Source organism: Dyella sp. EPa41 (genome assembly GCF_016586165.1).
Taxonomy (GTDB): domain Bacteria; phylum Pseudomonadota; class Gammaproteobacteria; order Xanthomonadales; family Rhodanobacteraceae; genus Dyella.
On sequence record NZ_BCPR01000100.1, the window covers coordinates 1 to 12898 of the forward strand.

Genomic DNA, 12898 nt, shown 5'->3' on the forward strand with positions numbered 1-12898 from the left:
TGCGGGCGAAGCGGACCATGGAAGGTCGCGCAAGCCCCGCGCCCTCTCCCCAACCCCTCTCCCGCTGGGAGAGGGGCCAAGGCATCGAGTGAATGCCTTCTCTCTAAGGGAGAAGGGCCTCCCCTGCTGGTCCGCGCGCGCTTGTCACCGAGCCCGCCTGACGATTCCGGTAAGCTAACGGCCATAACGTTTGTCAGGCCCACACCATGAGTCTTGCCCAACGCCGCATCCTGCTGGGCGTATCCGGCGGCATTGCCGCCTACAAGTCCTGCGAACTGGTCCGCCGCCTGCGCGATCTCGATGCCGAGGTGCGCGTGGTGATGACCGAAGGCGCCACGCATTTCGTCAGCGCCACCACGTTCCAGGCGCTGTCCGGCCAGCCGGTGCGGATCAGCCTGTGGGACGCGGAAGCCGAAGCGGCCATGGGCCACATCGAACTGGCGCGCTGGGCAGAACGCATCCTGATCGCCCCGGCCAGCGCCGACCTGATCGCACGCCTGGCTCATGGCTTCGCCAACGACCTGCTCACCACCGTCTGCCTCGCCAGCGCCGCGCCGCTCCATGTGGCGCCCGCCATGAACCAGCAGATGTGGGCGCATCCGGCCGTGCAGGCGAACGTCGATACCCTGCGCCAGCGCGGCGTGCACCTGCTCGGCCCCGCCTCGGGGGACCAGGCCTGCGGCGACATCGGCTCGGGCCGGATGCTGGAGCCGATGGAGCTGCGCGAAGCGATGGTCGCCTCGTTCGGCAACGCGTTGCTGCGCGGACGAAAGGTCGTGGTGAGCGCGGGGCCGACGTACGAAGACATCGACCCCGTCCGCTTCATCGGCAATCGCAGTTCCGGCCGCATGGGTTTCGCCGTGGCCGAAGCCGCCGCGCAGGCTGGCGCCGAGGTGACCCTGGTGGCCGGGCCGGTGAGCCTCGCCACGCCGCCAGGGGTGGCGCGCCGCATCGACGTGCGCAGCGCGACCCAGATGCGCGACGCGGTGGTGGCCGCCACGACGAATGCAGACATCTATATCGGTGCCGCGGCCGTGGGCGACTACCGCCCCGCCGAGGTGGCCGACCACAAGATCAAGAAGCGCGACGGCGCCGCCCTGGAGCTGAGCCTGGCCGAGAATCCGGACATCCTCGGCACGCTGGCCGCGCAAACCGTGCGCCCCTTCTTGGTCGGATTCGCCGCGGAAACGCATGATGTGGAGCGCTACGCCCGCGACAAGCTCGCGCGCAAAGGATTGGACATGATCGCCGCCAACCAGGTTGGCGGTGGCCTCGGCTTCGAGGCCGCCGACAACGCACTCACCCTGTATGGCCCCGAGGGCGCCATCGACTTGCCGCGCGCTTCCAAGACGGAGTTGGCGCGCCAGCTGGTGGCGAAGATCGCCGAGCGTTACGCGGCGGTGCGCGGATGATCGAGGTCGAGCTGAAGATCCTCGACCCGCGCCTGGGCGACACCATCGAACTGCCGCAAGCAGCTACCGCCGGCAGCGCCGGCATGGACCTGCGCGCCGCCATCGATGCGCCACTGACCCTGCAGCCCGGCGAAAGCGCGCTGGTGCCCAGCGGCATGGCCATCCACATCGGCGATCCGGGCTGGTGCGCGCTGATCGTGCCGCGCTCGGGCCTGGGCCATAAGCACGGCCTGGTCATGGGCAACCTGGTCGGTGTCATCGACGCGGACTACCAGGGGCCGCTGATGATCTCCTGCTGGAACCGCGGCACGCAGCCCTACACCATCGCGGTGGGCGATCGCATCGCCCAGCTGCTGCTGGTGCCGGTGGCGCAGGCGCGGTTGAAGGTGGTGAAGGAATTCGCGCCATCGCAGAGGGGCGAGGGCGGTTTTGGTTCGACCGGGGTCAACTAGTTCCGCGCCACGGTGCGGAACCCGACAACCTGTGCGGGGACAGGGCATGGCGAAATTCATCAGCTTGGGCGGACAACCGCTGGCTGGATCGATCGACTGGCGACGCCTGCTGCCGCTGGCGGCGGGTACCTTGCTGCTGCTGCTGGGCCTGGGCTGCCTGTGGCAGACCTGGCTGATCGCCGACGAAAACGGCGCGATCGGCCGCGTGCATGCGGCGCAGAAGAAAGCGGTCGAAGCCGTCGCCACCGAGATCGCCTCGGAGCGCGGCCGCGTCGAAGCGGCGGTGAAGGCGTCCGATCCCGCCACCCTGATGGCCGACCCGGCCCAGGGAGCGATCACCTTGCGCCAGCTGGTGCCCCAGGCGCTGGCGATCGAGATCTACAGCGGCGGCCTGGATGAAGTGCTGCACGCCAACTATCACCAGTTCGGCTACGGCAAGGCGGCACAGCTCATGGCGGCGCAGACGGCAGACGGCAAGCCGTTGGCCCAGACCGTGCCGGGCAAGGACGGTCGCCTGCTGGGCCTGGTCGTGCCGGTGGGACGACCCGAGCATCCGCAGGGTTGGGTCTGGGCGGCACTGCCGTTCGGGCCGGTGCAGGAGCAGTTCCAGGCCGTCGTGCCGTCCAGCGGGCGACTGGAACTGCGCCAGGGCGACGATCGCGGCGACCTGCGCCTGCTCGCTTCCGGTAGCGCCAGCGCCGAGCGCGAAGCAACCGGCACGCCCATCCCCGAAACCACGCTGAGCGTGGTGGCTGCCTTGCCGCGCGCCTACATCGTGCTGCCACGCGTCTGGCCGCTGACCGCATTGCTGGGCCTGTTGTGCGTGGGCGGCGGCGTATACCTGCTATGGATGCGCAATCGGCTGGGCATCCACCGCGTGGTGGAGACCGATGAACCGGTGTTCGCGGACCTCATCGAGAACCCGCCCGAGCCCGCTCCCTCCGCGCCGGCGCGCCTGGCGGCGATCAAGGCCGCCGCGCCTGCGGCCCCCGCAACCATCGATCCGACGATCTTCCGCACCTACGACGTGCGCGGCGTGGTCGGCACATCGCTGACGGTCGACGTGGCGCGCCTGCTCGGCCAGGCCATCGGCACGGTGATGCACGAAAAGGGCCTGCACGAGATCGTGGTCGGCCGCGACGGCCGCACATCCGGTCCGGAACTGGCTGCCGCGCTGGCCGAAGGCCTGCGCGTGGCGGGCATCGACGTGATCGACCTGGGCGCCGTGCCCACGCCCGTCGTGTATTTCGGCGCCTATCGCTTCAACACCGGGTGCGGCGTGGCCGTGACCGGCAGCCACAATCCGCCGGAATACAACGGCTTCAAGATCGTGGTCGGTGGCGAGACCTTGTCCGAAGGCGCCATCCAGGACCTCTACCAGCGCATCACCTCCAACCAGCTCACGCGAGGCGAGAAGGGCGGCCTGCGCCACGTCGACGTCATTCCCGATTACATCGACCGCATCACCTCGGACGTGCAGGCGGAGCGCCGCCTGAAGGTGGTGATCGACGCCGGCAACGGCATTGCGGGCGCGGTGGCGCCGCAGGTGCTGGAAGGCATCGGCTGCGACGTGATCCCGCTCTATTGCGACGTGGACGGCACGTTCCCGAACCATCACCCCGACCCTTCCGATCCGCACAACCTCGAAGACCTGCTCTTCGCGGTGAAGCAGACCGGCGCCGACCTGGGCATCGCCTTCGACGGCGATGGCGATCGCCTGGGCGTGGTGACCAAGGACGGCGAGATCATCTTCCCCGATCGCACGCTGATGCTGTTCGCACGCGATGTGCTGTCGCGCCAACCGGGCGCCACCGTCATCTATGACGTGAAATGTACCGGGCACCTCAAGGGTGTGATCCTCGACGCAGGCGGCAGCCCGCTGATGTGGCGCACCGGCCACTCGCTGATGAAGGCGAAGATGCGCGAGACCGATGCGGAACTCGCCGGCGAGATGAGCGGCCACTTCTTCTTCAAGGAGCGCTGGTACGGCTTCGACGATGGCATCTACGCCGGTGCGCGCCTGATGGAGATCCTGGCCGGCGACCTGGAAGAGCGCACGCCGGAAGAGATCTTCGCCACCTGTCCGAAGGGGGTGTCGACGCCCGAGCTGAAGGTGGAGATGCGCGAAGGCGAGCACTACCGCTTCATCGACGCGTTCCGCCAGAAGGCCGTCTTCGGCGACGCCACGCTCACGACCATCGATGGCGTGCGCGCGGACTGGTCGGACGGCTGGGGCCTGGTGCGTCCCTCGAACACCACGCCCGTGCTGGTGCTGCGCTTCGACGCGGACAACGAGGCGGCGCTCAAGCGCATCCAGGGCGTGTTCCGCTCGCAGCTGCTGGCGATCGATCCCTCGTTGAAGCTGCCGTTCTGAAAGCAGAAGGCCTCGGGATGACCGAGGCCTTCGAATCGCGTGCGTTCTTCCGCGTGGCGGACGGCCCGTTACAAGCCCGAACGTTCCTTTTCCTTGGCTGCCTTCACCTCGCGGTAGTGCTGCAGGTCGGTGGCGTTCTTCTTCTCCGCCGCATCGCGCGCATTCAATTCCCGCTCCAGCGTATCGCGCTGGCGCGTGACCACGTCGCGCTGCTTGGCGATGCTGTCGTTGAGGAACTTGGGCACCGGCTGCTTGGCACGCTCCAGGTCACCGGCACGGGTGAGCAGGTCCGTCAGCGCCTTTTCCTGGCTGCGCAGGTTGACGCGGGTGGTGCTGATCTGCTGGTCCAGGTTGTCCAGGCTTTGCTTCAGCGAGGTCGCATAGCCTTCCTCGGTGGGATAGGCAGCCAGCATCTGCGAGTCGACGCGGTCGCGTTCCTGTGCGGCCTTCTGTTTGGCGGCCTGTTCTTCCGCAGCCTTCTGCGCGGCGGCCCGCTCTTCCGGATTGAGCTGGCGGTCGACGTGCTGCACCACCAGGCCACGGTCGTTGACCAGGTCGTAGCCGTACTTCAGTGCATCGGACGTGAGGCTGTCGCTGTAGTGCGGCAGCCCCGAAGCGTCCTTCCAGCGGTAGCGGTAGCTGCTGGATGACGCCTTCTGTGCCTGCGCCTGCGCGCCGGCGGCCAGCGCGAGGATCGCGATGACGATGAGTGTTTTACGCATGAATTCCCCCTTGTGGGCGGAAGTATATCCAGCCGCATGGCGAGACCATGACGTTGCCACGGCCTCGCTGTCTCCCGTGTGACCGGCGTCGCTGGATGGCCGTGGATTTCAGGCGTTCACGCCGTATTGCTGGCGATAGGCCACCAGCTTGGCGTGTTCGCCGGCAAGCTCGGGGCGCTCGCCCGCATACGCCAGCACGTCGCCAAGGCTGGTGATGGCGATGACCGGGATGCCGAACTCGGCGGTGACTTCCTGTGCGGCGGACAACGCGCCCTGGCCGCGCTCCTGCCGATCGAGCGCGATCAGTACGCCTGCCGGCGTGGCGCCGTGCGCGCGAATCAGCGCCAGCGACTCGCGCACGGCAGTGCCCGCGGTCATCACGTCGTCCACGATCAGCACGCGCCCTTTCAGCGGCGCGCCCACCAGCACGCCGCCCTCGCCGTGGTCCTTGGCTTCCTTGCGGTTGTAGGCCCACGGCAGGTCGCGGCCGTGCCGTTCGGCCAGCGCGATGGCCGTGGCGGCGGCCAGCGCGATGCCCTTGTAGGCCGGGCCAAACAGCATGTCGACCTCGATGCCCGAATTCACCACTGCCGCCGCATAGGCGCGGCCCAGCTGCGCCAGCGCGCCGCCGGAGTCAATGCGGCCCATGTTGAAGAAGTACGGGCTCTGGCGGCCGGACTTCAGCGTGAAGTCGCCAAAGCGCAGCACCTCGCGCTGCAGGGTGAGTTCGATGAAATCGCGCTGGTAGTCGTGCACGGCCGTGTTCTCTCGATCGGATTCAAGGGGGCAGGGCGCACAACATCACGTATTGGGGCCCCGAGCGCCCGCCATGGTACAGCCCACCGGTCTCCCGGAAGCCGGCGCGCCGGTACAGCGCGAGGGCCGGCGTGTTGCGCACGTTCACGGTCAGCACGATGTCCCGCACCTGCGGATGCCGCAGCACAAGGTCGGCCATGGCGGCGGCGAGCGCCCGCGCTCCCAGCCCCCGGCCCTGCCAGCGCGCATCGATGAAGAACGAGCGCAATCCCACCGTGGCGCGTTCGAACACCATGTCCGCCACGCTGCCTGCCCGATGCTCAAGGCGGTAGAACCCGATCGGCTCGCCGTCGCGCAGGATGGCCATGGCCTCGCTGCCTTCGCACAGCGCGGCGTCGGCCAGCGAGGCGGCGATGTGGCCGACGAAATCGTATTGCACCTCGTGCACCGCGAGTTCAAGCAGGGCCGGGCGCAGGGATGCATCGACGGGTCGGACGCGGATGTCGGGGCAGTCAGGCATGGTTGCTATGATGGCGCATCCACCGGAAGTGAAGGACCCGCCCGACATGCGCATCATCAGCCTCAACGCCAACGGCATCCGTTCGGCCGGCACCAAGGGCGTGTTCGAGTGGTTGCGCCAGCAGAAGGCCGACGTGGTCTGCCTGCAGGAAACCAAGTCGCAGGAAGACCAGCTCAGCGACCCGATGTTCCGCCCCGATGGCCATCACTGCTTCTATCGCGATGCCAGCAGCAAGAAGGGCTACAGCGGCGTGGCCATCTACGCCAGGCGCGAGCCGGACGAGGTGCGCACCGCGCTCGGTTGGGAACCATTCGACAGCGAAGGCCGCTACATCGAGGCGCGCTTCGGCAAGCTCAGCGTCGTCTCGCTGTACGTGCCGTCGGGCTCGTCGGGCGAAGAACGCCAGCAATTCAAGTTCAAGGTGATGGACTGGATCGCGCCCATCTTCGCCGAGTGGATGAAGAGCGGCCGCGACTACGTGCTGTGCGGTGACTGGAACATCGTGCGCAGCGAGCTGGACATCAAGAACTGGCGCTCCAACCAGAAGAATTCCGGCTGCCTGCCCGAAGAACGCGCCTGGCTCAACGACCTGGTCGACAAGCACGGCTGGGTCGACAGCTATCGCACGCTGCACCCCAAGGGCCAGGACTACACCTGGTGGTCCAACCGCGGCAACGCGCGCGCCAACGACGTGGGTTGGCGCATCGACTACCAGATCGTCACGCCGTCGCTGCGCGACCGCCTGAAGCGCTGCTCGATCTATCGCGACGAGCGTTTCTCCGACCACGCGCCGTTCACGGTCGACTATGCCGACTGAGGCGACGCCGGCGGCCAAGCCGGCCAAGGTGCATATCTGGCACGCCTTCGCCCAGCCGGCCGCCTGGACCTTGTTCCTGTTCGGTTTCTCGTCAGGGCTGCCGTTCCTGCTGGTGTCTTACACGGTTGCCATCTGGCTGAAAACGCACGGCATCGTGCTCAAAGAGATCACCATGATCGCAAGCGCGGGCATGTTCTACGCGCTGAAATTCCTGTGGGCACCCCTGCTCGATCACGTGAGATTGCCCGGCGCGCTGGGGCGCCTGGGGCAGCGCCGCAGTTGGCTGTTGTTTGCGCAGATCGCGGTGATGGCTGGTCTGCTGGCCATGGCCAACCTCACGCCCACGCAACTGCCGCTGTTCATCGGGGCAACGCTGGTCGTGGCCTTCTTCGGGGCCACGCAGGACATCGCGGTGGACGCCTATCGCATCGAAATCGCGCCGACGTCCGACCAGGGCGCATTGGTGGCGACTTACTCGCTGGGATACCGCATCGCGTTGATCGTCACGGGTGCCGGCGCACTCATCCTCGCGGACCATGTCGCGTGGTCGATGATCTACGTGGTGTTTGCCCTGGCCATGCTGGTGCCGATATTGGCAACGCTTGGTGCACGCGAACCGGAAGTGGTGCGAACCACGCCGCGCAGCTGGAGGGCTGCCATGCAGCTGAGCGTCATCGATCCGTTTGCGGATTTCTTCCGCCGTTACGGATGGCTGCTGGCCAGCGTCACTCTGCTCTTCATCCTGCTGTTCAAGATTCCCGAACAGGCGACGGTGGGCGGCGTGATGGGGCCGTTCTATCTGGACATGGGGTTCACGACCACTCAAATCGGCGCCATTACCAAGCTGTGGGGCGTGTGGATCGGCATCCTGGGCGTGTTCGTCGGTGGCGCCGCCGTGGCCCGCTGGGGGGCATGGCGCAGCCTGGGCGTGTCGATGGTGCTGGCAGGCGCGAGCAACCTGGGTTACCTATGGCTGATCATGCATCCCGGTAACCTGGCGGTGCTGACCGCGGTCATCTCGGTGGAGAACTTCACGCTTGGCGTGCTCGGCCCGCCGATCGTGGCGTTTCTGTCCTCGCTGGTAAGCCGCGAGCACACGGCGACGCAATATGCGCTGCTCAGTTCCATGGTCAACCTGCCCGGCAAGGTGCTCGGGTTCTTCGCCGGTGGCATCGCGACGGCGACGGGCTACGGCGGATATTTCGTGCTCACCGTGGTTTCCATCATTCCGGCTACGCTGCTCTTCGCCTACCTTTGGCCCCGTTTCAGCAAGGACCGCCCCGGCGACACCAAACCGGAAGAAACTGCGGCCTGAATCAGCCAAGAGGTCGATACATTCCCTCTTGTCCTTGTGCCAAGATAATTCGCACAGGGGGCTTATGACTGTGGAAGGGGGAGTCCGTGCCGGACCTCGTCATTCGCCATATCGACAGTCTCATGGCCGAGCGCATCAAGGCGTTGGCCAAGGAGCGGCAATGGTCGATCAATGACGTAGTGCTGCATGCACTGCGGCATGGCCTGGGCATGGCCGCGACCAACCTGTTCGCGGAAACCATGCTCGATCCGGGTGAGCTCACCACGTTGGCGGGCCAGTGGGACGCCGGCGAAAAGGCGGCCTTCCAGGAAGCCGTGCTGGCGCTCTCGCGCACCACGCCGACCCAGCTCGCGCCGGTCCATCGCGTCCTTGACGACGAGAGTTAACGCGGCGCGGGGTACACCGCGCCGAGCACGCGTGGACCACGCGCGCCCGTGACTGCCGGCAGGTTGCCTGGCAAGCCGAGCAGGCGCTGGCGCGCCAGCCACGCGAAGGCCGTGGCCTCGAGATAGTCCGGATCGATGCCGTATTGCGCCGTGGTCGTCACGACACGCGCGGGCATCCGCTCGCCGAGTCGCTGCATCAGCACGTGGTTATGGACGCCGCCGCCGCAGCCAAGCACGTCGACCGCATCCGCCGCATGGTGTTCGATGGCATCGGCGACGCTGCGGGCGGACAGTTCGAGCAGCGTCGCCTGCACGTCGGCCGGCGACAGCGCCGCGACGCGCTGGTGGGATTCCAGCCAGGCAAGGTGGAAGTGCTCGCGCCCGGTGCTCTTGGGCGGCGGCAGGGCGAAATAGGGATCGGCGAGCAGGGCGGCGAGCAGGGCTTCATCGATGCGGCCCGACGCCGCAAATGCTCCGTCCGCATCGTAGGCCACGCCACGATGGCGCAGGCACCACGCATCCATCAGCCCATTGGCCGGGCCGGTATCGAAGCCGAACACGCGTCCGTTCGCACCCAGCACGGTGATGTTGGCGATGCCGCCAAGATTGAGCACGACACGCGTCTGTCCGGGCTGCGCCAGCAGCATGGCATGCACCGCCGGCAGCAGCGGCGCACCCTGGCCGCCTGCCGCGACATCGGCGCGACGGAAGTCGGCCACCACGTCCACGCCGCAACGCTCGGCGATCACCGACGGATCACCCACCTGCAGCGTGAAGGGATGCTCGCCGCTGGGACGGTGACGCAGCGTCTGTCCGTGCGAGCCGATCGCACGCACGGCGTTGGCCTGCGCGGCATCGCGGGCCAGCAAGGCCTGTGCCGCGTCGGCAAAGCACTGGCCGATCGCCACGTCCAGCCGGCCATAGGCATCGAGGTCGAGCCGTGTTTCGTCCTGGGCCACGGCAAGGATGCGCGTGCGCAAGGCCTCTGGCCATGGATGCGTCAAGGCATCGACCAGCTGGGGTTTGTCATGCTCGAAACGCACCAGCGCGGCATCGATGCCGTCGGCGCTGGTGCCCGAGATCAGGCCGAGATAAAGCGCCGAGGCCTCGTCCACGGGCGATCAGTCGTCGCTGCGGGTGTTGCCGCTGGCGCGGGCCAGCTTGATGTTGGCGTCCACGGTCTTCAGGCGCGCCAGCTGCGGCTGCACGACCTGCGCCTTGAATCTGGCCAGCTGCGCGGCCGGCAGCGGTTCGGGCTTGGGCAGCGTCACCGTCTGCGGATCGCGCTGCACGTCGTTGACGCGGAATTCGTAATGCAGGTGCGGCCCGGTGGCCAGGCCGGTCATGCCGACATAGCCGATCACCTGGCCCTGGCTCACGTGCTGGCCCACCTTTTCATTGGCGAACTTCGACATGTGGCCGTAGGCGGTGCTGATCGAGCCGTTGTGCTGCACGATCACGAAGTTGCCGTAACCGTTCATCCAGCCCTTGTACTTGACCACGCCGTCGCCCGCCGCATGGATCGGCGTGCCCGTCGGCGCGGCATAATCCACGCCCTTGTGCGCGCGCATCAGGCCCAGCACCGGATGCATGCGCGCGGCGCTGAACTGCGAGGAGATGCGCGTGAAATCGACCGGGATGCGCAGGAACGACTTCTGGATCGGGCGACCGTCCTCGCTGAACCAGCCGTAGCTGCCGTCTTCCTTCCTGAAGCGGTAGGCCGTGTAGCGCTGGCCCTGGTTGACGAACTCCGCCGCCACGATGTCGCCTTCGCGCAGGTAGGCGCCGTCGCGATACACGTCGTCGTAGATCACCGTGAAGCTGTCGCCTTCGCGCAGGTCCTGCACGAAGTCGATGTCGTATTTGAAGAGGTCGGCGAGCTTGAGCACCATCTGGTTGGTCATGCCGGCCTTGGAGGCGGCGGCGAACAACGAGCTGTCGATGGTGCCGTGCGCCACGTGCTCGCGGCGATCCACCTCGCGCGCCTGCGCGGTCACGGTGGCCTTGTCGCCTTCGAAGCGCATGGTCGTGCGGTTCGCTTCGTCCTTGTCGAAACGGATGCCCTTGAGGCTGCCGTCGCTGTCGAGCAGGAAGTCGAACTCCTGGCCCGGGCTGATGTGATGCAGCGACTTCGCATCGCCCGACTGGTCCACCACGTGCTGCACGTCGGTGAGGCTCAGGCCCTGGCTTTGGAACAGGTCGGACAGGGTCTGGCCTGGCTGCACCTGGACGATGTGCCAATCTTCGACGTCGGGCGTGCGGGCAATGTCCGGTGCCGCCTTGGGCAGCGCCAGCGGCAGCACGGCATGCGCGGTGGACACGCTGTCCGGACGCATCGCGCTGGCCCACGCAGGGATGAGAAAGCCGGAAACCGCCGTGATCAGCAGCGCCGTGCCGGCGAGCATCCAGCGCTCGCGATGCCAGCGGATCGGCTCCGCCTCACCGTGGCAACCGAACGACCAATGGGCACAACGCTCATAAAAGTGAGAGTGGCGACGCTGCGCCTTTCGGCGCATGGCCAATTTGCGCGCTGAACGCGCGGTCGTGTTTCTCTCACCCATGCCCGGTGTTCCCCAGGTACCAAAATTCTAATTGGCGCGTACCATAGCGGCCTTGTGTAAAGAGCGTCAACGCCTTTTCCATCAATGGGTTGCGATAATTTTTTGGTTAACGCACACTTAACGGAACCGGCCGGGAAACCGTGATTTCCGCCGCAGTCCAGACAACGAAAATTTGAGGAATACATGAACGAGCTTGAGCAGGCGCTGGCCACCATCGCGCGCGGCGCCGACGAAATCATCAAGCAGGAGGAACTCGTCGAGCGACTCAAGCTGGGCCGGCCGCTGCGCATCAAGGCCGGTTTCGATCCGACCGCGCCCGACCTGCACCTGGGCCACACGGTGCTGCTCAACAAGATGCGCCAGTTCCAGGACCTGGGGCACCAGGTGATTTTCCTGATCGGCGACTTCACCGGCATGATCGGCGATCCGACCGGCAAGAACGTCACGCGCAAGCCGCTCAGCCGCGAAGACGTGCTGGCCAACGCCGAGACTTATGCGGAACAGGTCTATAAGGTGCTGGACAAGGAGCGCACCGAGCTGCGCTTCAACTCCGAATGGTTCGGCCAGATGAGCGCCGCCGACATGATCAAGCTCGCCGCCCAGCACACGGTGGCGCGCATGCTCGAGCGCGACGACTTCTCCAAGCGCTTCGCCGGCCAGCAGCCCATCGCCATCCACGAATTCCTCTATCCACTGGTGCAGGGCTACGACTCGGTGGCGCTCAAGTGCGACGTCGAGCTGGGTGGCACCGACCAGAAGTTCAACCTCCTGATGGGCCGCGCCCTGCAGGAGCACCACGGCCAGCCGCCGCAGATCGTGCTCACCATGCCGCTGCTCGAGGGCCTGGACGGCGTCAACAAGATGTCCAAGTCGCTGGGCAACTACATCGGCATCAATGAGCCCGCCATCGACATCGTCACCAAGACGCTGAAGATCGGCGATGATCTGATGTGGCGCTGGTTCGAACTGCTCAGCTTCGAGACGTCGCTGGACGACATCGCCCGCATGAAGCAGGAAGTGGCGAGCGGTGCGCTGAATCCACGCGACGCCAAGCTCAGGCTGGCGCGTGAACTGGCCACGCGCTTCCACGATGCCGCGGCGGCGGAACAGGCGATCGCCGGCTGGCATGCCGTGGTGCGTGGCGAAGGCGATACCAGCCTGCTCCCGCTGACCGAAATTGCCGTGCCCGCGGAAGGTCTGCGCTTGCCTGCACTACTTACCGCGGCAGGCCTCACGCCGAGCAACGCGGAAGCGAATCGCAAGCTCAAGGAACGCGCGGTGCGCATCGACGCGGAAGTCGTCGAAGATGCGCAACGCGTGTTTTCCCCTGGTTTTGAAGGGGTTTTGCAGATCGGCAAGCGCAACTTCGCTCGCGTGTTGTTGACGCTTGCATGAGTCGAACGCGACGACGCGACGTCGTCGCGATACTTCGATGACGTGATGTTTCGCGTGAGAACAACGTCTTACGCGAAACACGAAAAATAATTTCAAAATTTGCTTGTCAAAGGTGGGGGGCCTCCCTATTATTCGCCTCCCGCCGCTGGCATCGCCCTCCGACGGCAACACCGAAAGCAAAATTTTTT

General features: G+C 66.4%; 12 protein-coding genes. 7 read left to right on the plus strand and 5 right to left on the minus strand.

From position 1 onward, the window contains the following. Window positions 1-206 precede the first annotated feature (206 nt). Genes coaBC through JMF82_RS20195 form a run of 3 tightly spaced genes read left to right on the plus strand, consistent with a single transcriptional unit; the run spans window position 207 to window position 4238 of the window. Window positions 207-1412 (plus strand): bifunctional phosphopantothenoylcysteine decarboxylase/phosphopantothenate--cysteine ligase CoaBC, encoded by a 1206-nt coding sequence (gene coaBC / locus JMF82_RS20185; protein WP_201316322.1) that lies wholly within the window; start codon window positions 207-209, stop codon window positions 1410-1412. After that, entirely contained in the window at window positions 1409-1864 is a 456-nt protein-coding gene (gene dut / locus JMF82_RS20190; protein ID WP_201316323.1) for a dUTP diphosphatase, read from the plus strand. Before coaBC ends, dut begins: the two co-directional genes overlap by 4 nt. 46 nt (window positions 1865-1910) lie before the next feature. After that, complete coding sequence (locus JMF82_RS20195) at window positions 1911-4238, plus strand: phosphomannomutase/phosphoglucomutase (protein ID WP_201316324.1); 2328 nt, start codon at window positions 1911-1913, stop codon at window positions 4236-4238. A gap of 68 nt (window positions 4239-4306) precedes the next feature. Here JMF82_RS20195 and JMF82_RS20200 read toward each other — a convergent pair whose 3' ends face one another. The 3 genes from JMF82_RS20200 to JMF82_RS20210 form a co-directional block, all read right to left on the minus strand. Further along, a complete protein-coding gene (locus JMF82_RS20200; RefSeq protein WP_201316325.1) occupies window positions 4307-4960 on the minus strand; it encodes a DUF4124 domain-containing protein in 654 nt (217 codons plus the stop codon). A 108-nt stretch (window positions 4961-5068) separates the two neighbouring features. Continuing rightward, complete coding sequence (pyrE, locus tag JMF82_RS20205) at window positions 5069-5716, minus strand: orotate phosphoribosyltransferase (protein WP_201316326.1); 648 nt, start codon at window positions 5714-5716, stop codon at window positions 5069-5071. Between the two features lie 22 nt (window positions 5717-5738). Then, window positions 5739-6236: a GNAT family N-acetyltransferase gene (locus JMF82_RS20210; RefSeq protein WP_236585600.1), complete on the minus strand. Its 498-nt coding sequence runs from the start codon at window positions 6234-6236 to the stop codon at window positions 5739-5741. Window positions 6237-6282: 46 nt separating this feature from the next. On the opposite strand from JMF82_RS20210, the gene JMF82_RS20215 reads away from it, so the two are divergent. From JMF82_RS20215 to JMF82_RS20225, 3 genes are all read left to right on the plus strand, one after another. Further along, on the plus strand, window positions 6283-7053 hold the full coding sequence (locus JMF82_RS20215) for an exodeoxyribonuclease III (RefSeq protein WP_201316327.1): 771 nt from the start codon (window positions 6283-6285) through the stop codon (window positions 7051-7053). Window positions 7054-7123: 70 nt separating this feature from the next. After that, the gene (locus tag JMF82_RS20220; protein WP_201316333.1) at window positions 7124-8368 is read left to right on the plus strand and encodes an MFS transporter; all 1245 of its coding nucleotides are present in this window, start codon (window positions 7124-7126) and stop codon (window positions 8366-8368) included. Between the two features lie 86 nt (window positions 8369-8454). After that, window positions 8455-8754, plus strand: a complete 300-nt coding sequence (locus tag JMF82_RS20225; protein ID WP_201316328.1) for a hypothetical protein — start codon at window positions 8455-8457, stop codon at window positions 8752-8754. Here JMF82_RS20225 and JMF82_RS20230 read toward each other — a convergent pair. Together JMF82_RS20230 and JMF82_RS20235 are read right to left on the minus strand one after the other, a co-directional pair. Then, entirely contained in the window at window positions 8751-9869 is a 1119-nt protein-coding gene (locus JMF82_RS20230) for an anhydro-N-acetylmuramic acid kinase (RefSeq protein ID WP_201316329.1), read from the minus strand. The genes JMF82_RS20225 and JMF82_RS20230 overlap by 4 nt on opposite strands. A 6-nt stretch (window positions 9870-9875) precedes the next feature. Next, on the minus strand, window positions 9876-11315 hold the full coding sequence (locus tag JMF82_RS20235; RefSeq protein ID WP_201316330.1) for a peptidoglycan DD-metalloendopeptidase family protein: 1440 nt from the start codon (window positions 11313-11315) through the stop codon (window positions 9876-9878). A gap of 183 nt (window positions 11316-11498) precedes the next feature. On the opposite strand from JMF82_RS20235, the gene tyrS reads away from it, so the two are divergent. Continuing rightward, on the plus strand, window positions 11499-12710 hold the full coding sequence (tyrS, locus tag JMF82_RS20240) for a tyrosine--tRNA ligase (RefSeq protein ID WP_201316331.1): 1212 nt from the start codon (window positions 11499-11501) through the stop codon (window positions 12708-12710). The last annotated feature ends 188 nt before the right edge of the window (window positions 12711-12898 follow it).